Genomic DNA, 23,154 nt, shown 5'->3' on the forward strand with positions numbered 1-23,154 from the left:
CGTAAATCTCTCCTGTTACATGAAAATGGTTATTGCCTACAGATGATTACATCCGAGCAAAACAGCTGTCACTACAAGAATCCTTTTCCTTCTTCTTTTCGGATAAAATCACAGAATCCGTTTTTATCTCCCGAAAATTTGATCCAGGTTTTCCAGGATCACATCCGCATTGATCGGTTTTGCAATATGACCGTTCATACCTGCCTTGATCGCTTTTTTACGGTCTTCCTCAAAAGCATTTGCAGTCATTGCGATGATTGGTATATTGGCACATTTCGGATCATTCAACGTACGTATCTCCCTGGTTGCCGTGTATCCATCCATCTTCGGCATCTGAATGTCCATAAAGATCAGATCATACTTTCTGCCTTCTGCAGATGACATGATATACACGGCATCTGTGCCATCCTCCACGCTATCCACATCCAGACCAATTTCTTCCATGATTGCGGTTGCGATCTCACGGTTCAGTTCATTGTCCTCTACAAGAAGAACTTTCTTCCCTTTATAACTCCTCCGGCTTTCTGCACAGGTCTTCTGCTTCTCATTCTTGAGAATTTCTCTTTGCTCCGAACTCATCAGGACTTCCCGCAGTTCTGAAAGAAACAGTGGTTTCGACACAAATGCAGTGACTCCTGCTTCCCTTGCCTCCTGCTCAACATCTGCCCAGTCATAAGCAGTCAGTATGATGATCGGATACTCTTCTCCAACCACCATACGGATTCTTCGGACTGTCTCGATCCCGTTCATATCCGGCATCAGCCAGTCAATGATGTATACTTTAAATTCCTGATTCTGCTCATAAGCTTCTTTTGCCCGGAGTACCGCTTCTTTCCCGGAAGTCGTCCAGTCTGCCGTCATTTCGATCTCTCGCAGCATCCTACTTACACTCATACAGGTTTCCGCATCATCATCTACCACAAGTACTCTGGCGCCTTTCAGTTCCGGAACAGGTTCCCGTTTCACGGTCTCTCCTGCTGCTTCACATTCCAGCATAACGGTAAATTCCGTTCCTTTTCCGGCTTCGCTTTCAACGCGGATCGTGCCTCCCATCATATCCACGATATTTTTGGTGATTGCCATTCCGAGGCCGGTTCCTCCGATCCCATTTTCCGTAACGGTATGTTCTCTGGAAAAAGAATCAAACACATGCTCCCGGAACTCCGGTGACATCCCGATCCCATTGTCCTTCACACGGAAGACTATCGTTGTATAGCCGGCTCTTCTGCATGTTTTCTCCGAAACACGAATGTTGACTGTACCGCCGACCGGTGTAAATTTCACTGCATTACTGCTGATATTCAGAAGCACCTGTGTCAGACGCAGTTTGTCGGTAATGACGTCTTCATGAAGTACATCCTGTGTATCAATATAAAGTTCCTGTTGTTTCGAATGTACATATCCCTGAATGATCGTTCTCAGATCGTGCAGAACATCCGGCAGATGTACCGTTGTATATTCAATCCGGACAGAACCACTCTCGATCCTGCTCATATCCAACACATCATTGATCAGGCTGAGCAGATGCTGACCGGATGTATGGATCTTTTTCAGATAATCCAGAACAAGCTCTTTACTGCCAATATGTGCTGTTGCAAGTGCAGTAAATCCGATGATTGCATTCATTGGTGTACGGATGTCATGAGACATATTATTCAGAAATGCTGTCTTCGCCTTGTTCGCATGTTCTGCAGCCGCAAGCGCATTTCTCAGATTCTTATCCTGCTCTATCTCTCGCTCTTTTTCTTCTGTCACATCACGGTTCGCAATCAGGACTGTACACAGCTTTCCTTCTTTATCATATCCCTGCGGCACAATGATGAGCGTCAGCCATCTTCCATCCACCGTCTGAGTTGTAAAACTCAGTGTCTCACGTTCCTCCAGACGCTTCGCCACCGTGCTCATATCAACGAATTCCCAATATGCTTCCTGAAATGGTTCTGCAATGACCTGCTGTATCACTTCTTCCAGGTGTGCTCTGGAAAGCAGATCTCCTTTCTGATCCGACTTCATGTATCTTGAAGATTTTACAATTTCGATTTCCTCTGTTTCTATGTTCACAAGGGAAATAAAAGCATAGGCATGACCAAGAGCATTGATCACTCGAAGTCTTTTCTGATCCTGAAGGATGCTTTTCTTTTCTGTTCTGCTCCTGCTTACCCGATAAAGGGAGAAAAGAAGCAGTGCAAGCAGCACATAGATCACACATACCGTATTTCGTGTGAGGTACACCTGATGCTCCGGAAAAAAGATATATGCGTTATAATCTTTGATTTTCTCCCGGCGCCCATACCAGTTTCCACTCTTTGAGTGAAGGTATACAATTCCATTTTTATCTGCCTTGAATTCATTTTCATACAAACTCTTTGAGTCTTCTACAGAACGAGAAGTGAGATCCTGTTTATTTGCGCTGACAACTTTATCCCCATCACAGATCGCAACACTTCCATTCATCTCAAAAGGAAACTCTGAAAATAACGATGCCATCGTCAGATCTCCGTTAAGCTCATTTACCTCCTCTTTCTGTGCATATGCAATCAGGATCCCAAGATCATCCTGTCTTGCCACCGCCGCAAAATCATAGATTTTTCCTTCATTTCTCAGTCGGGTCGTATAAGTCTTTTCCGGATGCTCTGCAATATCATGTACATAATCACTTTCAATCAGCTTCTGCCACAACGTCACTGTATTTCCATCTTTCGCAGTCTGTTCTATCACCTTCTGGTTCTGATCCAGTACCAGTATCCCTGTCAGCCGCTGTTCCCTTGCGTATTCATCCAGCATTTCCGCACTGAGATTTTTTTCCTGTGCTATGACCCTGCTCAGTTCTGTTGTTTTGTCCATAAGACGTACCAGACTCTTCACCTGATCATTCGTATTATAAATCTCATACCTTTCAATCCGATTTTTCACAAAATCAAAGGTCTCATCCAGCGTACTGTTCAATTTTTTATTATCGCTCGCTGTCAGCAGAAAAAATATCAGGATTCCGGAAAAAATCTGGATAAATACCAGCAAACATGCATTTTGGTCAAACTTCTTTTTCTGTGTCTGCGGCACCCGTGTCCTTATCTGTCTGCTCATTTACGTTCTCCTCCCGGCAGAATTTTGTCCGCATCCAGTCCATATTTTGTAACGATTTCTTTTGTGACGCCCTCATCCTGCATTTCTTTGAGCGTTTCTGTAAGATCTGCTGCCAGTTCCCCGTGAGTTTCTTTTTTGAAAGCAATTCCAAGCTCTGATTTATAAGGACTTTCCTCCAGCATACGGTAAATCCCCTTACCAGACTGCACCAGACTGCCCAGCATTGCTTCATGTCCCGCAATTACATCTACATAATTTTTTCTAAGTGCAGCATAAAGTTCATTCGTCGTAGAAAAGCAGTTCACCTGCTCCATCTGTGGCAGATCTGAGGCTATATTATGAAGGAAGAGATCCTCTGCTTTTGTGGTTGCCTGAACTGCAACCCGCTTCCCTTTCAGATCCTGAAGCGTCTGGATTTCGCTTTCGGCTTTTACAACCACCATCTGACGGCTGTACAGGTATGGTCCTGCCCACTGATATTTGTCTTCTCTTCCGTTCATGGAATAACTGCTCCACAGACAATCGATAGTTCCATCTGCCAGAAGTTCATCTTTGTCTTCCCAGACGATATTCTCAAACTTTGGCTGATACCCAAGTCTCTGCAATGCCTCTTCTGCAAGTTCCACATCAACACCTTTATACTCACCGTCACTCGTCTGATAACTGTAGGGTTCAAAATAATCCATTCCGATAACAAGCTCCGGCAGTTCACTGTCCGCAGCTTTTTCTTTCTTTTCTCCACATCCTCCCAGCACAAGACTGCCAGCCAGAAGAAATGCCATCCTGCAAATTCTTTTTCCACGGGTATGGGAGCTGTTCTTTCGATTTTTTCTCATATCCATTTCCTTTCCATTTTATCACTGTTCAATGGCTTGCATTTCGCCTCCCCCGCCAGATTTTATGATCCTTATTGTTTTTCCAGGGTCTTCATATTCAAAACAAGACATGCACTCACTGCCTTTTTCTTTTTCATTTTTCTTCCAGCGAACAAAAAAGTTCCACGTAAAAAATATTTACCGGAACTTTCATTGCAAATACAAGGTAGTAAAGCGGACATTCGCAATCCGCTTCGCTACTTGCTCATGAACGCAGTCGCTTCGCGATCTGTCAGTGGGAGTTTTCAACTCCCACTGACATAAGCATCCCCCCTCACCCGCCGCTTAGTGCTCCATGCACTTGAAGCTGGGGAATGCTTATCTGCGTTCAATCTAACATTTATCGTAATTGTTCAGTACCTTCAAAATGGCAACCGGCTGGCATGGTCAGATATCTGTCTAACTTTAGCTCCTTTGGCTTTGCGTCTCAGATTTTCATCTGATTTGCCCACAAATATATATTATACGCTTCCCCCTTTGTTATGTCTATAAAAATTCGTAACTGTTCAGGACAGTAAAGCGGACAGTAAAGCGGACATTCGCAATCCGCTTCGCTACTTGCTCATGAACGCAGTCGCTTCGCGATCTGTCAGTGGGAGCTTTCAACTCCCACTGACATAAGCATCCTCCCTCACCCGCCGCTTAGTGCTCCGCGCACTTGAAGCGGGAGAATGCTTATCTGCGTTCAAAATCTGGTCGGTGCCAAACGAGTCCCACCGGGACTCAGCGCCCAACGCATTACATGCGCTCTCGCTGCATTCTTCGAATGATATAAGTCCATCATTTCAGTTCCAGTGCAGAAAGGATTCTTTCCACTCTTCTTATTGCCTCTCCCACTTGTTCTCTCGCCCGATTGATTCTATTCTGTACCAGCCAGTCTACCGCAAACCCGTCAAAGAACCAGTCTGCAAATGTCAGGAAATCCGCTGTATTGATATGAAGATCCACACCTCGTTCCACATCCCGCAGTTCCTTACTGAAGTTTTGCAGATCATACCTTGCCTGCTCCATATGATTCTGCGCAGTGTTCATCTTTCCCTGTTTCAGCATAGAAGATATGAAACCGCCTCCAAACAGATCCACCAGCCCCCAGTTTCTGGCACTTTCCAGCTCTTTCTGTGCTGCACGAAGACTGTTTAGTGCCCTTTGTCCAGCCTCTATGGCTTCTCTTCTTTCTTTTTCATAATTGTAATCATATCTGTCATTCATTGTTTTTCCTCTTCCGTCTTTATATCTGTTACATTCTTTTTCCAAACAGCTCTTTCACTACGGTACAAATACCGATGATCACTAATAATGGCATCGTCAGCTGTATCATACCTACGATCAGAAGAATCACGATCATAACAGGCAGGAACACAACGGACAACAGGATTTTGAAGATCCCCCAGCCTGCTCTGATCGCAAAAACGGCCAGTTTCCACGTTACATACAACAACCATACAGAAAATAATAATGTCAGCATATTCATCTCTCCCTTTCTACTGACGTTTTTCTGAGATAAAAAAAGACCTATATCATGACCACTGTCACAATATAAGTCTTGCCTTCTCATTTGATACGGATGCCTCATCAGCATCGGCTGTCGATTTCAAACCTCATCTTTTCAGATGTTTGGCTACTCCCTCGTATTGGATTGGACTTATATTACCACCAGGCGGATCGAATGTCAATAGATATCGTAAAGCGGACATTCAACCTCCAGAAAGTCCCATCTTTTTTGCCTTCCGTTAAAAGAAAAGGACACTCACCTTCCAGAAGTTCTGAAAAAAAGTGTCCTCTCGGCTTTTATGCTATTGAATAAAAACTACTGATGCATTTTCTCACATTCTGCGAAGACAACAAACCGTCTCACAGAACATATTTTATCGCAAGGCTTTTAAAAATGGAATAGATTTTACCAAACGACAGTTTTCAAAAAACTTATCTGTCAAAAATTAATTTCTCCCACGGTTCATATCCTGCCATGTAGCCGAATTCTTCCTCATTTCTGAATCCTTCAAGAAGTTTTTCTTTTACACCATCTAATATAGCTTCATCAATATCTCTGAACTTCATATGCTTATATAAACCGGACTTTCTAAAATCATACATAGTACCCACATTATCAAGAAGATGTTTTACCACCTTATATGTTCCCTCTACATCTTTCCCTGCACATACAATATCAAGCATTGGCGAATACTCATTATATTTTCCCATTTCCAATGTATGTGCAACCGCCTGTACCTTCCCTGACAAAAATCTCGCATAACCGATATCATTTTCCCGCAATGCCAGTCCCGCCATTGTGGAAAGAACAAAATTAAGTGTACTAAAGCCGGAAAAAATAATATTTTCATATTTTTCATATGCTTCTTTGATTTTTCCCTGCTTCTGGAGTAATCTTCCCTGATAATAACTTTTCATAGGATCGTATTCTGAAAAATAGTCCAGATATTTTTCTGCCTTGGTGTAATCCTTCTTACGTAAATAAAATCCAAATAAGGAATCTGCTGCATGATGCTGTATCTCTTCATTCTCATCATGTAGTGCCAGCTCATACCATGCGTTAATCTGCTTATCATATTTTTCCGGATTCGTGCATTTATCCGTTATTCTTCTTGCATCAAGCATTACCGCAGTCTGCCAGATAAGCATGTTACAATTCGGATATTCCTTTATAAGTCTCAATGCCCATTCATAAGTCTTTTCATAGCCTTCTTCTGAAAACATCCTGTCCATCTTCCTGATAATTTCTTCGATTTCAGTATCTGAAAGTTTTTCATGAAAAGAAAGTAATGTATCAAGTGAAATATCAAGCAGTCTTGCAATTGGTGCCAGCAGTTCAATATCCGGCTTGGAATTACTATTCTCCCATTTGTTTACAGCCGGTGTCGTCACGCCTAATCTGTTTGCCATCTCCTCCTGCGTCATACCAGCTTCTTTTCTATATTTTTTTATAACAACGCCTATATCCATTTGCTTCATCTCCTAAAAAATTCAAAAGCTTTTGTATACTCAGCATATCAGATTCATATAGATTGCACAATTGAACAGTGTTTAATTTCTATTCAATTTAATTAACCAGTAGGAAATGTTGCTAAAATACTGTTTAGATTTATCATACATACAAAATGGAAGTTACCTATTTCTCCTCTTCGTTAAGACCTAGTTCATTACATATTACTTGCTATCCCTGATACCTTATTCTTTCTACCAGCGTTTCCTTTTTCAGATTACTGCTTAAAACGCAGGAAAGTACAATCTGCAACAGACCGACCAAAAAAATCATAATAAAAATTGGTACGATTGGAACATGATAGATATTCATTCCAAATATTCCATTATGTTTTGCATAGGAAAAAAGTGCATAGCCGAGCGGCAGACCAATGATCAAAGCTACGCATATGGTACCAACCGTAAACATCAGTCCCTGTAACTGCAAGCATAAATTTAATTGTTTATTTGTCATACCCACAGCCTGTAATATACCATATTCCTGCTTTTTTGTCGTAATATTCATGATCATGGTATTCGCCATATTCATAAACCCGATGAGTCCTACAATAGCCATAAACAGATAACAGCCAAGCTTCATCATGCTGCTTGCAAATTCGGCAGATTGTAACTGCGCATGATAAGTATCCATTTTTATATGCGAAGTATTAGAAATCAAAGTATTCAGACTTTGTTCTACAGATGCCACATCTTTTTTATCACAGTCCACCCACAGATAGCCATAGGCTGTTCCTCTCGGATTCATGGAACGATATACACCTTCCGGAATGACAAGATAAGTGTCCGCACTCACAAAAGATCCTGCAATCTTTCCCTGATAGGTATAGGTTCCACTTCCATTCTCAAAGTCAAATGCAATGGATTCACCCGGAGCATATCCATCTTGTTCCATCCACGTTGACCAGCCAAAAAAAATATCACCATTCTTTACCGCCTGATCATAGTCCATAGAGCCAATATCCCCTTCTTGGCGCATAGAATCAAAATCCTTTTTACTCACAATATCAGCCGGAAATCTTGTTCCGTTCAGATTTACAGAGACAATCTCTCTCGTCATGACATCTGTTACTCCCGGAATGCTTTTGATTTCTTCAATCAGCGAATCATTCAATGGATCATCCGTCAGAATCGTATCCAGATTATTCTCCGGATATCTTTCATCATACTCAGCAGAATAGTCAAGCTGCAGTTCAAATTGTCCATGATTAACGGAAAGACGTGCTTCATGCTCCGTGTCAATATTTCCCACATAATTAGAGATAATCACAAACAATACGCAAGAAAAACCCATTGTGAGGATAGTACCAATAGTTCTTTTGGGATTACCCGTTACATTTGCCATTGCCATAGAAAACACGGTGACATTTTTTCTGCCATTTCGTTTTCCTTTTTTTTGTGTTTCTGCATTTTCTAAATACCGTGTTGCTTCGATAGGTGAAATCCGTGAAACAATTTTCATTGGTTTACGCAGTGCCAAAGCAACGGTAAGAAATGATACGAAAATACAGAGAAGCATAACAGGCAGGGAAAACAGAGGCACCTGCTGATTTTGAACTCCCATAGAGCCAGTTCCGGTTGATACAAGGTTCCCCTGTTCTACCAGCCAGTTAAAACCGCATTTTGCAATCAGAAAGCCAAAAAGCAATCCAACTGGTATTGAAAAAAATGTCAAAAAAATGCCCTCTCTGAAGATCAGTTGTTTCATCTGCTTTTTTGTCGCTCCCAGAGCCTTGATTTTTCCATACTCCTGTATCTTGTTGGCAATACCGACCTGAAAAATATTATAAATGACCACAACAGAGAAAAGTACAATTGCAAGAATCAGCATTCCACATACCGCAATCGTTTCATAATTCGGCTGCAAGACCCATTGCAAATAGAGATCATTGACTATAACGTTTTTTTCTTCGATCCCACAAGCTGCTGCAATCTGCTTTATAACCGAATCAATATTATTCATAGATACATTTGCAGAATCATTTAAAGTAAAATAAATATTATACTGTCTGTCATTCTCTGCGACGTGCTCATCATAAAACTCCTGTGACCCGAAAGCAACATAAGATGCCTCGATGGTATACTCATCCCGATCATATAGGATTCCGCTGACAACAAATTCTTCCGGCTTATATTCTGACTGCATCCCTGCGCGGTAATCCAGTGTAACCGTATCTCCGACCTTTACATCATCATACCCCATTGCACGAAAAAATGCTCTTCCTGCGACAATTTCCTGCGTTCCCCCCGGATACTTTCCTTCCTTTAACTCATATTCCTTATTATAGGGAAGCATTTTTCTTGCAGTCTCATCCATGCAGACAAAACCACCGTTTTCGTTGCCTTTAATTATGCCTTCTGTACACATAATTCCTATTGCATCTATTTCCGCACGGCGGTTTACTTCTTTTAACTGCGATCCGTCTGCTGCGACAAACAAACCATAATTGCTTCCATATGAGCCTGCCGCCTGACTTTTCTGTAAACGGATCATTCCATTTCCCACAGTACTGATAATCACAAGCAGCATCGTAGTCAGACATATGGACATCATAATCAGTATGCTTCTTGTCTTGTTCTTTTTGTCATTGCTATATGCAATCCTGCTTATTGTCTTCATCTAAAATCCACCACCCGTCCATCCTCAATTACCAGAATACGATCAGCGACCTGTGCAATTTCGTCATCATGGGTAATCATTACAATTGTCTGTCCATATTTTTTTGCTGTCATCTTAAGCAGGGCGATTACCTCATCACTGGTCTTAGAATCAAGATTTCCTGTCGGCTCATCTGCAAATATAATTTCCGGACGATTCACCAGTGCTCTTGCAATTGCTACTCTCTGCTGCTGTCCTCCGGATAACTGATTTGGCAGATTATAAATCCGGTTTTCAATCCCCAAAGTTGCAATGATATCATTTACATACGCTTCATCCACTTTTCTTCCATCCAGCCCCAGTGGCAGTACAATATTTTCCCAGACATTAACAGATGAAACCAGATTAAATGCCTGAAAAACAAATCCGATTTTTCTTCTGCGGAAAACAGCAAGGGCATCTTCCTTCATCCTGTATAAATCTTTCCCGGCTAAAGTAACACTGCCTTTTGTCGGGGTGTCTAGCCCTCCAAGCATATGAAGTAATGTACTTTTACCGGAACCTGACTTTCCAACAATTGCGACAAATTCTCCCTGCTCAATCTGAATGTCCACCTGATTGACCGCTTTGACCTGATTCTCACCTGCGCCATAAAACTTACAAAGCTGCTTGGTTTCTAATATCACACTCATGTGTTGCCTCCTTTTCAATTCTGTAAAGCGTACCTTTTCAACCTACATCCAAATTATATCAGGACAATCTTTCATTTCACTTTCAAAAAACGAGCAGAAATCTTACAGAATTGTAAGATTTCTGCCCACTTAAAATTTAACCAACATATGGTAATTGAATCACAAACGTGCTTCCTTTTTTCTTTTTGCCGGAGGTTACCGTAATCGTACCTGCGTGTTTTTCGATAATTTCTCTCGATAGAAAAAGTCCGATTCCTGTACCACTCTTTTCCATGACCTCCTTGGAACTTCCTCTGTAAAATCGTTGAAAAATTTTGTGATACTCATTCTGCGGAATACCAATTCCCTGATCCTCAATTTCCATTCTTACAAGATCGTTTCTTTTTTGTAACCGGATAAATATTTTTGAACCACACGGACTGTACTTGATTGCATTATCCAGAACGTTGATCACAGCTTCACCAAGCCACCTTTTATCCTGCATAACCATGCATGTTTCCAGCTCTTTTTCATAGTCAAAAACGAATTCCATTTCTTTCTCATCCGCTTTAGGATAAGTGCGGTTCACAGCAGATATGACAGTATCCATAAGCGGAAGTTTTTTCTTATTAATCTGAATCAGTCCAGTTTCCATCTTGGATATTTCAAGAAGCGACTGCAATAATGTCTCCAGTCCATCCAGAGCACTCCGACAACGGATACGAAACTCCTCCTGTTCTGTGGCACTTAAGTCATTCTGCATCAGCACACTAAAACATGTATCCAAAGCTGCAACCGGTGTCTTTAACTGGTGAGAAATATCAGAAACCATTTCTTTCGTGTTCTCCTTTTCTGCCCTTGCTTCTTCCTTTATCAACTGAATATGATGTCCGATTGCTTCAAGCTGGTCATTCAATTTTTCCAGTTCTGCATGATTTTCCGTTTTCAGTAAATCATCAAATTTATTTTCACGGAATCTGATCAGAATTTCTTCCAACTGGTCTAAAATTTTCTGATGACACGCATCTTCTTTTTTCTTCCAATAAAGTAAAAAAGTCAAAAGAAGCACGCATATCACAGTGCTTACAGCACCGGTCACCATAACCTGATGCCGGAATTGCGAATAAAATGCATTCCCTTTATTCCCCCAGTATCCATATTGCTCCAATAATCGCCTTCCCTGTTCATTCGTTTCAATATCCTTATCCTTAAGCAATTCCGAAGCAGCATCCAGCCCGGAAAATTCTTCCTTTGCAGCAATCTCTGTCATAAGATTCATTTTATATTTATAATCTTCATAAAACACATATGTGGTAAAGCAATTTAATATTGCAAACAATACTATGACAGGCAAAACCAAGGAGAGCACTTCTGTGATCTTCTTGCGATATCTCTTTGTCACTGCCTTACCTCCTGATTCCATATATACCCAAGACCTCTGATATTCTTTATATAGACCGGTGCAGCCGGATTGTCTTCGATTTTCTCACGGAGTCTTCTGATATTGACAGCGATTGTATTTTCATCCACAAAATCCCCTTCCAGATCAAACACATTTTCCAATATTTGTGTTTTTGAAAGAATCTGTTTCGGATTCTGAAGAAAAAAAGTCAGCATTTTCAACTCCGTTTTTGTCAGACTGATTTCACGGCTCTTTATCAGGACTTTCATTTCTCCTGCGATAAATACGATATCTCCCGAAATCATCTTTCCGGCTTCCGTTTTCTCCTGTCTGCGGCGGAAATGTGCTTCTATTTTCAAAAGAAGTACCGAAAGACTAAACGGCTTTGTAATATAATCATCTGCCCCTGCTTCATATCCCATGACCTGATCCATCTCCTGATCTAGTGCTGTAAGACAAATAATGTATGTATTATAATTGCATCTCATCCACCTTACAAATTCCAGTCCATTCCCATCCGGAAGATTCACATCACAAATGGTAACATCCACATTATTATCACTTGCAATTCTTTTCGCTTTTTTCACTGATTCTGCTGAAAAAACCTCATATCCGGATTTTTTCAGCGAGAATGTAATTCCACGATTTAAATTTTCATCATCTTCAACCACGAGTATACCTGGCATAGCATCTGCACCTTTCTTTATTAACTATTCATCTTAAAATGCTTCAATGCCTCCACAATTGCACTCTCTTTATCTTCTGAACACTGCGGTTGTCTGCTATCTTCATTTTTAGGTAAATTAGGACTTGGAACAAGTTCCAAGTCTGTCGCGGCAGTCGTCGAATTGCCCTGCAAGCAGTCCATTCTCCTCGTTGCAACGCGCAAATTCTTTCCAACCTCAATTCTGCATTTTCTCTTTACCTGTGAGATATACAGATTGGAAACCTTCATGCCGGCTTTTATTTCAGTTGGGACAAAAGAACAACCGTCTCCACATGATAAGTTGACGGAAAAAGATCAATACAGCAGCATTTTTCCACCTGATAACCGCTGCTTTGAAGTGTGACCAGGTCTCTTGCGAGGCTGGTAGGTTTACAGGAAATATATACCATACGTTCCACTCCGAAGCGGATGATTTTTTCAAGGGCTTTGGGATTGATACCGTCTCTGGGCGGATCCAGGACGATGAGATCCGGAACTTCAGAAAGTTCATCAATGACCTTCAGCACATCTCCGGCATGAAAATCACAATTGTCCAGCTGATTCAGTCCCGCATTCACCTTTGCAGCCTCTACCGCTTCCTCTACGATCTCCACACCGACCACTTTTTTGGCCACAGGGGCCAGGATCTGTGCGATCGTACCGGTACCGCTGTAAAGATCATAGATCACCTTATCTTTCGTTTCTCCCACATAGGCTCTGGCTGTCTCATAAAGCACCTCCGCCCCAAAGGAATTGGTCTGGAAGAAGGAAAACGGAGAAATCTTAAAACGAAGCCCCAGCAGTTCTTCATAGAGGAAATCCCGTCCCAAAAGAATGCGGCTCTCATCACACTGAACCACATCTGCCAGGCTGTCATTGATGATATGAAGCACACCGACCAGAGAACCCTCCAGATCAAGAGCCTTGAGGTGTTCTGCCAGTTCCATCATATTTACCTGCGCCTGAGAACTCGTCACCACTGCTACCAGGACTTCTCCCGTTTTTAAGCCTTTCCGGACAAGCAGATGACGCCAAAAGCCAGTATGACGAAGCTTATGATAATATGGAAAACCTGTTTTTGCCGCAAAATCCAATACTGTCGTAAGAATTTTCCGGAAATCCTCATCTACGATCTGGCACTGATCCACCGTTACGATATCATAAAAGCTTCCTCTTTTATGCATGCCAAGAGCCAGCGGTCCATCTTTATAAGCATCTCCAAAGGAAAACTCCATCTTGTTGCGGTATTCTTTTTCTCTTGGGCTTCCCTTGATCCCTTCAAAATTCAGTTCCGGACATACCTCCCGCAGAAGGCGTTCCACCTCCATGCGCTTCATGGCAAGCTGCTGCTCATAAGGCAGATTCTGGTAAGTACAGCCTCCACAATCCTGAAAATGCGGGCAAGCCGGTTCGATCTCTCCTGGTGCTTTCTCCAGCACTTCCAGAAGACGGCCTTCTCCACGCCCCGAACGGGCTTTTGTCACAGAAAAACGGATTTTCTGACCCGGAACTGCATTTTTTACGATCACCGGTGCACCTTCGATCTCCAGGATTCCTTTATTCGGGAAACGGACATCCTTTACAACACCTTCTAAAATTTCACCTTTTTTCATCTGTTTACCTTTCTCTTTCATAAAAAAGGCAGGTGCCTGTCTGACAGACATCTGCCTTTTTTTCTCTTTTCCGGATATTATTCTTCCTCAGAAGCTTCCTCGTCCTTCTCTTCAGACTTCTTGTCTTCTTCTTCGTCATCGAAATAGTCATCGAAATCATCATCAAAATCGTCATCGAAATCTTCCAGATAATCCGGAGTAAAATAACGATATACTGCATATGCAATGGCTGCTACGGCTGCCACGGCACCGATCACTGCCAGGATCCAGAGAACCACGTTCTTTGGCTTCTCTTCTTCTTTCTTCTGAAGACTGTTTAATAATTCTTCTAATCTGCTGTTCATATTCGCCACGTCCTTTCGCTCCTTTTCACAGACATAATGGAAAACTCCACTGCCGCTTTTACTCTCACGAGTAGTATATCACTTTTCGACTGATAATACTATAACGTTTTTCTAAATTTTCTTCAGTTTTGCAAAACCGGCAAACATTTTTTTCACACCGTATTTGTCAAAATTTACCGTTACTTCAAAGTCTCTGCCGCCGTCTGTGATCGCTTCCACGATCCCCACACCGAATTTAATGTGTTTTACGCTGTCCCCTACCGTATAGTCCAGGCTTCCTGCCTTTTCTACCTTGAACTGTTTCGGATCCAGTGCCTTGCTCTTGAAAGCATTTTTTGCATCTTGATAAGCCATTTTCCTCTTAGTCGGCTGATTTACCTCTGTCTTCGGCTTTGCCGGCTGACCGATGCTCAGATACTCATCCGGGATTTCCTTGATAAAACGGGACATCCGGTTATACTGAATCTCACCTCTGGCCATTCGCTGGCGGGCACAGGTCAGGGTCAGCTGCTTCATTGCACGGGTGATCCCCACATAGCAAAGACGACGTTCCTCTTCCAGATCGGAAGGGTCTTCGGAAGAAACGGTCATATAACTCGGGAAAATACCATCTTCCATACCGGCCATATAAACATTTGGAAATTCCAGCCCCTTGGCACTGTGAAGCGTCATCAGAGTTACGTGATCGTCACTATCATCCATGGAATCAATATCTGCCACCAGAGCCACATCAGCCAGGAATCCACTTAAAGTGGGATTCTCTGTATTTTCCTCATAGGCAGCCACTTTGGAGATCAACTCATCAATATTTTCCAGACGGGACAAGGCTTCATCCGTTGCTTCTGCGCGAAGTTCCCGCATATAACCGGTTTCTTCAATAATCTCTTCCAGGAGTTCTTTTACAGAAACGTGTTCCACCTTACTCTTTAAGGTCTGGATAAAGGTCACAAAGGGTTCTACCTTCATATAGCTCCTTCCAAGAGAAGGGATCGCGGAAGCACCTTTCAATGCCTCATAAAAACTGATTCCATGTTCTCCCGCATATTCCTGCACCCGGTTCAGAGTCGTTGCTCCGATTCCGCGTTTGGGAACATTGATGATACGCCGTACCGCCAGGTCATCTCTTGCATTATCCACAGTTTTCAGATATGCCAGAAGATCCTTGATCTCTTTTCTGGCATAGAAATTGACGCCGCCGATGATCCGGTAGGGAATGCTAGCCATGAGCAGTTTTTCCTCAAACATACGGGACTGAGCGTTCGTCCGGTACAGGATCGCACAGTCTTTATAATGAAATTCCCCGGTCGAGATCCGCTTTTCAATGTTTCTTACCACATAATCCGCTTCCTCGTAACCGGTAGTAAACTGGCGGAGCTTGATGGGTGTACCCTCCGGATTATCCGTCCAGAGACTCTTGACCTTCCGGCTCTGGTTATTCTTGATCACGGCATTGGCCACATTCAGGATGTTCTGGGTGGAGCGGTAATTCTGCTCCAGTTTTACGGTATAAGCTCCCGGGAAAACATGTTCAAAATTCAGGATATTTGCGATATTGGCCCCGCGGAATTTATAGATAGACTGATCGTCGTCTCCTACCACGCAAAGATTTTTATATTTGGAAGCCAGAAGGCTCACCAGCATAAACTGTGCGGTATTGGTATCCTGATACTCATCTACCATGATATAACGCAGACGTTCCTGATATCCCTCCAGGACATCCGGATGATTTTTGAAAAGTTCTACTGTCAGACAGATCAGATCATCAAAATCCACGGCATTGTTATGTCTTAATACCTTCTGATATTCCTTATAAATAGCAGCGATCCGTTCTCCGTTCATATCCCCGCGGTGATCCAGTTCGTACTGCTCCGGCCCGATGAGTTCATCCTTTGCCTTGGAAATGGCTGCCAGAAGTGCTTTTTCTTTGTATGTCTTTGTATCCACACACAGACGCTTGCAAACGTCTTTCATCACACTCTTCTGATCATCTGCATCATAGATCACAAAATTAGTGTCATAGCCCAGACGGTCAATGTAACGCCTGAGGATCCGTACACAGGAGGAATGGAACGTGGATACCCAGATGCTCTCCGAACCAAAACCAACCAGCTTATCCACTCGTTCGCGCATCTCTCCCGCCGCTTTATTGGTGAAAGTGATCGCCATGATATTCCATGGATTTACGCCTTTCTCTTCAATCAGATATGCGATCCTGTGCGTCAGCACTCTTGTCTTTCCTGAACCGGCTCCTGCCAGAATAAGCACCGGTCCTTCCGTGTGCAGTACAGCATCTTTCTGCTGTTCATTTAATGTATCGTAGATACTCATGTATTCTTCCTCTCTCAATTATCCTAACTCCGTACCTCTTTCTGGCCGGAGCTTTTTTGCCAGCGTTTATTATATCGCAAAACTGCCGTTCTGTCATCCACCTTCCAACAAAACTCAAAAAAACTCTTGACATCTGGTTTTAAAAACCAGATAATGGGTTTATGAAAAAGAAATCCGAGGTGAATTCTATGACAGTCGATACATCTGACATGCTGAAAAGCATTTTTGATACTTTTTCCGGTCTGGATTATATCCGTCCGGAGGATATCCCGAATATTGATCTCTATATGGATCAGGTGACCACGTTTATGGAAGAGCACCTGAAAAAGACCAGGCGCCATCCTGGAGACAAGATCCTGACCAAAACCATGATCAATAATTATGCGAAAAATGATCTGCTCCCACCGCCCACCAAAAAGAAATATTCCCGTGAGCATATGCTGGTCCTGATCTTCATTTACTACTTCAAAAATCTTCTTTCCATTACCGATATCCAGGCACTCTTAAAACCGCTGACGGAAAAGTATTTTAAAAATGACAAAGATTTCGGCATGGAAGAAGTCTATAAAGAGGTTTTCAGCCTGGAAAAGGGTGAGCTTGAGAAGCTTCAGAAGGATATGGAAGAAAAATATGCCGTCTCCAAAGAGACCTTCAAAGGTGCACCGGAAGAAGACCGGGAATTTCTCCAGCTTTTCTCCTTCATCTGTATCCTTGCTTTTGATACTTACATGAAGAAAACACTCATCGAAAAACTTGTTGATTCTCTGAATTCCTGACGTAAAACTCCCTGACTCCTATGATGGTCATAGGAAGATCAGGGAGTTTCTGATTCAGTCCAGCTTCCACTCTTCCAGATCTTTCGGCACATATAAATTTCCGCTGTAGTATTGTCTGCCTTCTTCCAGATAAAGTTTTTTGCGTTCTGTGATATTCCGGTCCTCCGTATGATATAGCAGAAGATTTTCCACTCCGAGGCTTTCTGCCAGTTCACAGGCATCTTTTACGGTAGAATGATGTTTTTCATAGGGTTTGAAAATATCTGCCTGCGAATAGAGACAGAAGGCTTCATGAAAAAGCCAGGTGCTGTTTCGTGCGTATTTCTCCTCACATTCGTTGTAGGGCTCATCTCCGCAGCAGGTCAGTTTCTTCCCTCCGCTCAGTTCCATAGAAAAACCGAACTGTTTGGCCTTGGTAGAATGAATATCAAAAAAAGTCACTTTTTTCCCCAGGATTTCTTTTGACTCTCCGTCCTGAACGGTGACAAGATGCAGACGTTTGTCAAGAAATGCGGCTTCTTTTTTCTGCAGCAGGTTTTCTGCCATGCTGCGCAGAAGACCGATCACTTCCTCATGGGCATAGATCACCGCATCCCCTTCATACTGACCACGGCTGATGTTCTGACAGATCATACGGATCATCCAGACGATTCCCATGATATGATCCAGATGTTTATGTGTGACAAAGATGTTCCTTATCTGCTTCCAGTCGATCGCTGCATGCTTCAGCTGATGCAGAATCCCGTTGCCTCCACCACCATCTACCATAAAATATCCGTCATTTTCACTGAGCACAAAGCAGGTATTGTAACACTCCGTCACTGCTGCATTTCCTGTTCCAAGTATTGTCAGCTTCATCTCTTTTCCTCCGTTACCTATAAAAATTCCGTCTTGCGTCAACCGGTCTTATCACACAATTTTATACCCTTCCGCATCCAGAAGTTCAAGCGCTTTTTCATAATTTTCTTTTTTTATCAGTATGTAGTCCGTATGAAAAGTAGAAACAACACGCATGCTGATCTTGTTTTCTGTCAGGATTTCCACGATTTCAGAAAGAATGCCAACCATGGAAAAATCCAGGATTCCCTGAATGCAGCAGACCTTCCAGCCGTCATCCCGCTCCAATGTATTGGATGGCACGTCTGACGTAAAGCATACCAGTGAGTTTTCTTCATCCGTTTTTCCCGTAAAGCAGTATTCTGTCTCTGCATTTACTTCGGAATAATCTGCCACTTTGCAGACTGAAAAATCATACTCTATTTTTTTGATTTTCATGATCAAGATCTCTCCTTTTGTTTTTACAGCATTTTTAGCATCATTATAATTTTATTCCCTCTGAATACCGCCTGTCAATCCCTTCCATTCTTCACCTTTTTCTCTCTGTCTGCATACTCTGACAGTATCAAGATCAGGGAGGTTTTTATGAAAAAAAGCTGGAAAAAAATTGCTGCTGCTCTTCTTGCCGCAGCCATGCTTCTCACCAGTGGCTGTGGAAAAAAAGAAAACACGGAGGAGGCTGCCAGAGTCACATTAAACGAGGTAGCCCACTCCATTTTTTATGCACCGCAATATGCAGCCATTGAATTGGGATATTTTAAAGAAGAGGGCATAGATCTCACTCTCGTTACGGGCTTTGGAGCCGACAAAACGTTAACTGCCGTGGTGTCCGGTGAAGCCGATATCGGCTTTATGGGAAGTGAAGCTTCCATCTATGCCTACAGCCAGGGGGCTTCCGATTACGTCATTAATTTCGCACAGCTGACTCAGCGGGCCGGTAATTTTCTCGTTGCCCGCGAAGAAATGCCTGCTTTTACCTGGGATGATCTGAAAGGAAAGAAGGTACTTGGTGGACGAAAGGGCGGCATGCCGGAAATGGTGTTTGAGTATATTCTCAAACAAAAAAATCTGGATCCGGAAAAAGATCTTTCCATTGATCAGAGCATCGATTTTGGATCCACAGCTGCTGCTTTTTCCGGCGGGGCAGGTGATTTTACGGTAGAATTCGAACCGGGTGCCACTTCTCTCGAAAAAGAAGGAAAAGGCTATGTGGTGGCTTCTCTCGGTGTGGAATCCGGCTACATCCCCTACACTGCCTATTGTGCCCGTGAAAGTTACCTGAAAGAGCAGGAAGAAACCGTTCAGCATTTTGTCAACGCCCTGAAAAAAGGAATGGTCTATGTAAATACCCACACACCGGAGGAAATTGCAAAAACCATTCAACCCCAGTTTCAGGAAACAGAACTGGATGTGATCACCCGCATCGTCAGACGTTATGCAGAACAGGATACCTGGAAAAGTGATCTGAATTTTGAAAAGGAAAGCTTTGAGCTTCTTCAGGAGCTTTTGCTCGATGCCGGTGAGCTGAAAGAAAAGGTTCCCTATGAAAAACTGGTAACCACAAAATATACAGAAAAACAGAAATAATGACTGACAGAACTTTACTTTTTCTCCTATTTTGTTTATAATGGCTTTACAGAAACAAGGTTCCTGATGGGGTATTGATCACTGACTCATTGCCCACAGGATCAAAAAGAGAAGGTATGAAACTTATGAAAGACATTTTGGATTCACACACCCACACGACAGCCAGCGGCCACGCCTACAGTACGCTTCATGAAATGGCACAGGCAGCGGCTGACAAGGGGCTGGAGCTTCTGGGGATCACCGAGCATGCCATGGCCATGCCGGGAACCTGTCATGAATACTATTTCATGAACATGCGGATTCTTCCCAGAACCATGTACGGAATCGAAATCCGCCACGGTGCCGAAGTCAATATTCTGGACACGGAAGGGCGCCTCGACATGGATGACTACTTGCTGAAGCAGATGGATGTTATCATTGCCAGCCTTCACACGCCCTGTATGCAGAAGGATGCCGGAAAGGCCGGGAATACCAGGGCCGTCATCAAAGCTATGGAGAACTCTTATGTGAATATCCTCGGGCATCCGGATGACAGCCGTTTCCCGTTGGATTATGAAGCAGTTGTCCGTTCTGCCAAAGAGCAGGGGGTACTCCTTGAATTGAACAACAACTCGCTCCATCCACTGGGAGCCCGACAGGATCCACTTCCAAATGACATCGAAATGCTGGAATACTGTAAAAAATACGGTGCACCCATTATTCTTGGAAGCGATGCCCACACTCAGGAGGATGTAGGAAACCACACTTTCGTCCGGATCCTTCTGGAAGAACTGGATTTTCCGGAGGAACTCATTGTCAACCGTTCCGTTGCGGAATACCAGAAATATATCAACAGAAAGTGCGTTTAAAAACCTCACTTTACATCACTTCTGTGATGTGTTAAAATATAATATATGAAAAGAGAAGGCGTTTTCTGTATTCCTGCGGAAAGACGCAGCAAAAGGAGATTATAGGGGTAACATGAGCAAAAACGTAAGAACAAAAGAAGTAAATGATTTATTTGATGCAGTACTGAGCCTGAAAGATCGTGAAGAATGCTATCTGTTCTTTGGAGATGTCTGCACGATCAACGAATTACTCTCACTTTCACAGAGATTTGAAGTAGCAAAAATGCTCCAGGAAGGAAAAACTTATCTGGAGATCGCAGAGAAAACCGGTGCATCCACCGCTACGATCAGTCGTGTAAACCGTTCTCTGAATTATGGAAACGATGGCTATGCAATGGTTTTTGAACGCACGAAAGACAAAGAATAAAAAGAGTTTCACCAAAACTGCCGTATGGATTTCCATGCGGCAATTTTTATTTTAAAAAATTTCCAACACTTCCCCTTCTTCATTCGTTATATAAGTGAAAACAAAAAACAGAGGAAGAAATGGTACCTTTTCTCCAAAAATACTCTCTGTCAAAGAATTTTTTTGGAGGCTTATTATGAAAACAGATAAAAAATCCCTTGCGTCACAGCTCGGAAGCTTTTTCCGACCTTCACATTATGCTATTATTCTCAGAAAACATGAGTCAGACATACTTTCTGTTTCCAGGAATCTTTTTTATTTTTATTCCGCTTTCGGACAAACAGAAAACAAGAATCGTTTTTTATAGAAAGGACACTTTATGACCATGCTCGAAGCGCTTTACCGGGATTACCGGGATGAACTGATCCGTTGGTGCAGCACTATGACACAGGATCGTTCCACTGCGGAGGATCTGGTGCAGGAAGCCTTCTGGAAAGCTATGAATCATGAAGCTATGCTCCAGACTATGACCGTTTCCCAATGCCGTGCCTGGCTTTATCAGGTTGTCAAAAACCTCTTTATTGACCGTACACGGCATGCTGCCTATGAAGCAGTGATGGATGAACTTCCAGAAACTGCTGATGAAGTTTTTCCTTCCGCATACGATTCTGTTATCACGCAGGAACTGCTCCGCCGCCTGCCGGAAGAAGAACGTGTACTTTTTATTCTGCGCTATATCGAGGGCTATAATTCCACAGAACTTGGAAAGCTTTTTTCGCTTTCTCCCGGCGCTGTCCGTGCCAGGCTCTCTTCTGCACGCCATCATTTAAAGAAAGAATTGGAGGATTAAACCATTATGGATAAACAGGATCTTATCGTCAATTGTTCCATTTGCGATGCCAGAAACGTAACCGAAGAAACGCTTGCATCTTATCAGTCTCTCTCCATAAACACAGGAGTCCTTTTAAGCAGTGACAGAAGCCGTCAGCTTTTTGCTCGTTATCCGATCACTTTAAATTCTGCTACTGTTATTGACTGGAAAAGAACGGAAGATCCTGTCATTTCCACATACAATGGGACTTATGAACTAATGGCGGACAATCAGCCGGCTCAGCCCACGATCCTTATCGTAAATGGAAAACTGACCATTCATCCGGTTGCTGCTTCTGTCCTTGCTTCTTATGTCAAGATCATCGTGAACGGTACCGTTTACTGTCCGGAAAGCCTTTCTTCTTCTCTTGGAAATGCGGAAATCAATGGCAAACTGATTTCTTATCCGGATTCTTGTGTTCTGACAAAATCGGTATTTTTTCCCAATCGCTATTTTCACCGGACTGTCCGAAAGGAAGCTCTTTATTTTACTCCAAAGCTTCTGGTCCTTCTGGATCCACAACTGGAACTTTCTACACTTTTGGAAAAACAGGTTCGTTTTTCCTGTCAAAGAGTTCTTCTCCATGACAAGGATCTGGAACTCGTTCTGGAGCTCCTGGAGAACAAAGACACTGCTGATCTTGTGATCCTGCCTGATAACGGCACTTATGTGGAAGAAGACGCGGTACTGGATGAGGCTTTTTTCAAAAAATACGGTCCTTCTTTTTATGTAAACGGAAATCTAACTCTGAACCGCGATTCCACGCCCCTGATCTCCAGACTGATAAATCCATACATCAACGGAAGCGTTGCTCTGTCTGCTGAACAAAAAGATGCTTTTCTTGCCACCGGACCCGTTTACAAAAATCTGAAGATCCTGCGTGGTCAGATTTTTAAAGACCGCCTTTCTGTTACGATCGATCGAAGTCTTCTCTCTCACTCTACAGACGGTATTTCCTGTACAGACTGTGTAAAGGTTAAAATCGACCCCGACCTTACACCGGAAGAGATTCTGAATTATCTCCATTTTTCCGACTGCGTAAACATCAGTTGTACAGAAGAACAGAAAAGTGCAGTGATCTCTGTTGCAAAAGACTGTGTTTCCATCGGTTCATCTCTGACTTCACGGACCGGTTCCATACTCGGAAACCTTTTTGGAAAAAGCAAAGAGCCGGAAGAAAGCAGCCCCCGGCTCCCATGTATCATCAACACTACCACCTATGTTCTCTGAT

General features: G+C 42.8%; 20 protein-coding genes and 1 riboswitch. Of the genes, 6 read left to right on the forward strand and 14 right to left on the reverse strand.

The annotated features are described in order from the left end of the window. Window positions 1-123: 123 nt before the first annotated feature. The 12 genes from DXA57_RS01900 to pcrA all read right to left on the reverse strand — a co-directional run bounded on the left by DXA57_RS01900 (window position 124) and on the right by pcrA (window position 16,619). Window positions 124-3,084 (reverse strand): response regulator, encoded by a 2,961-nt coding sequence (locus tag DXA57_RS01900; RefSeq protein ID WP_117764201.1) that lies wholly within the window; start codon window positions 3,082-3,084, stop codon window positions 124-126. Next, window positions 3,081-3,920, reverse strand: a complete 840-nt coding sequence (locus DXA57_RS01905; RefSeq protein WP_243005684.1) for a substrate-binding periplasmic protein — start codon at window positions 3,918-3,920, stop codon at window positions 3,081-3,083. The genes DXA57_RS01900 and DXA57_RS01905 overlap by 4 nt, the downstream gene beginning before the upstream one ends. A 405-nt stretch (window positions 3,921-4,325) precedes the next feature. Continuing rightward, window positions 4,326-4,418: riboswitch (cyclic di-GMP riboswitch) on the reverse strand. A gap of 321 nt (window positions 4,419-4,739) precedes the next feature. Further along, window positions 4,740-5,168 (reverse strand): hypothetical protein, encoded by a 429-nt coding sequence (locus tag DXA57_RS01910; protein WP_117764202.1) that lies wholly within the window; start codon window positions 5,166-5,168, stop codon window positions 4,740-4,742. A gap of 28 nt (window positions 5,169-5,196) precedes the next feature. Next, entirely contained in the window at window positions 5,197-5,424 is a 228-nt protein-coding gene (locus DXA57_RS01915) for a hypothetical protein (protein ID WP_117764203.1), read from the reverse strand. A gap of 458 nt (window positions 5,425-5,882) precedes the next feature. Continuing rightward, entirely contained in the window at window positions 5,883-6,920 is a 1,038-nt protein-coding gene (locus tag DXA57_RS01920; protein ID WP_117764204.1) for a helix-turn-helix domain-containing protein, read from the reverse strand. A gap of 211 nt (window positions 6,921-7,131) precedes the next feature. Continuing rightward, window positions 7,132-9,576, reverse strand: a complete 2,445-nt coding sequence (locus tag DXA57_RS01925) for an ABC transporter permease (RefSeq protein WP_117764205.1) — start codon at window positions 9,574-9,576, stop codon at window positions 7,132-7,134. Next, on the reverse strand, window positions 9,573-10,247 hold the full coding sequence (locus DXA57_RS01930) for an ABC transporter ATP-binding protein (RefSeq protein ID WP_117764206.1): 675 nt from the start codon (window positions 10,245-10,247) through the stop codon (window positions 9,573-9,575). The genes DXA57_RS01925 and DXA57_RS01930 overlap by 4 nt, the downstream gene beginning before the upstream one ends. A 136-nt stretch (window positions 10,248-10,383) precedes the next feature. Further along, window positions 10,384-11,649 carry a sensor histidine kinase gene (locus DXA57_RS01935; RefSeq protein WP_117764207.1) on the reverse strand — a complete coding sequence of 422 codons (1,266 nt, stop codon included), beginning with the start codon at window positions 11,647-11,649 and terminating at the stop codon, window positions 10,384-10,386. Further along, complete coding sequence (locus tag DXA57_RS01940; RefSeq protein ID WP_008120506.1) at window positions 11,625-12,314, reverse strand: response regulator transcription factor; 690 nt, start codon at window positions 12,312-12,314, stop codon at window positions 11,625-11,627. Before DXA57_RS01940 ends, DXA57_RS01935 begins: the two co-directional genes overlap by 25 nt. Window positions 12,315-12,591: 277 nt before the next feature. Beyond that, window positions 12,592-13,947 (reverse strand): 23S rRNA (uracil(1939)-C(5))-methyltransferase RlmD, encoded by a 1,356-nt coding sequence (gene rlmD, locus DXA57_RS01945; protein ID WP_199612653.1) that lies wholly within the window; start codon window positions 13,945-13,947, stop codon window positions 12,592-12,594. A gap of 77 nt (window positions 13,948-14,024) precedes the next feature. Beyond that, a complete protein-coding gene (locus tag DXA57_RS01950; RefSeq protein ID WP_117764403.1) occupies window positions 14,025-14,291 on the reverse strand; it encodes a hypothetical protein in 267 nt (88 codons plus the stop codon). Window positions 14,292-14,402: 111 nt separating this feature from the next. Beyond that, a complete protein-coding gene (pcrA, locus tag DXA57_RS01955; RefSeq protein WP_117764208.1) occupies window positions 14,403-16,619 on the reverse strand; it encodes a DNA helicase PcrA in 2,217 nt (738 codons plus the stop codon). Between the two features lie 188 nt (window positions 16,620-16,807). Here pcrA and DXA57_RS01960 point away from each other — a divergent pair, with 188 nt between their 5' ends. Beyond that, window positions 16,808-17,395: a DUF1836 domain-containing protein gene (locus DXA57_RS01960; RefSeq protein ID WP_117764404.1), complete on the forward strand. Its 588-nt coding sequence runs from the start codon at window positions 16,808-16,810 to the stop codon at window positions 17,393-17,395. A gap of 54 nt (window positions 17,396-17,449) precedes the next feature. On the opposite strand, the gene DXA57_RS01965 is transcribed toward DXA57_RS01960, so the two are convergent. Both DXA57_RS01965 and DXA57_RS01970 read right to left on the reverse strand, forming a co-directional pair. Further along, window positions 17,450-18,253, reverse strand: a complete 804-nt coding sequence (locus DXA57_RS01965; RefSeq protein ID WP_117764209.1) for an MBL fold metallo-hydrolase — start codon at window positions 18,251-18,253, stop codon at window positions 17,450-17,452. Window positions 18,254-18,304: 51 nt separating this feature from the next. Beyond that, on the reverse strand, window positions 18,305-18,670 hold the full coding sequence (locus DXA57_RS01970; protein WP_117764210.1) for an ACT domain-containing protein: 366 nt from the start codon (window positions 18,668-18,670) through the stop codon (window positions 18,305-18,307). Window positions 18,671-18,817: 147 nt separating this feature from the next. On the opposite strand from DXA57_RS01970, the gene DXA57_RS01975 reads away from it, so the two are divergent. The 5 genes from DXA57_RS01975 (at window position 18,818) to DXA57_RS01995 (ending at window position 23,153) form a co-directional block, all read left to right on the forward strand. Further along, window positions 18,818-19,819: an ABC transporter substrate-binding protein gene (locus tag DXA57_RS01975; protein ID WP_117764211.1), complete on the forward strand. Its 1,002-nt coding sequence runs from the start codon at window positions 18,818-18,820 to the stop codon at window positions 19,817-19,819. A 125-nt stretch (window positions 19,820-19,944) separates the two neighbouring features. Further along, entirely contained in the window at window positions 19,945-20,667 is a 723-nt protein-coding gene (locus DXA57_RS01980; protein WP_117764212.1) for a phosphatase, read from the forward strand. Between the two features lie 112 nt (window positions 20,668-20,779). After that, on the forward strand, window positions 20,780-21,073 hold the full coding sequence (locus tag DXA57_RS01985) for a YerC/YecD family TrpR-related protein (RefSeq protein ID WP_117764213.1): 294 nt from the start codon (window positions 20,780-20,782) through the stop codon (window positions 21,071-21,073). 358 nt (window positions 21,074-21,431) lie between these two features. Beyond that, complete coding sequence (locus DXA57_RS01990) at window positions 21,432-21,902, forward strand: RNA polymerase sigma factor (protein ID WP_117764214.1); 471 nt, start codon at window positions 21,432-21,434, stop codon at window positions 21,900-21,902. Between the two features lie 6 nt (window positions 21,903-21,908). Then, on the forward strand, window positions 21,909-23,153 hold the full coding sequence (locus DXA57_RS01995) for a hypothetical protein (RefSeq protein WP_117764215.1): 1,245 nt from the start codon (window positions 21,909-21,911) through the stop codon (window positions 23,151-23,153). The last annotated feature ends 1 nt before the right edge of the window (window position 23,154 follow it).

It is taken from the genome of Blautia sp. OF03-15BH, assembly GCF_003463065.1.
In the GTDB taxonomy this organism is placed as follows: Bacteria; Bacillota; Clostridia; order Lachnospirales; family Lachnospiraceae; genus Limivivens.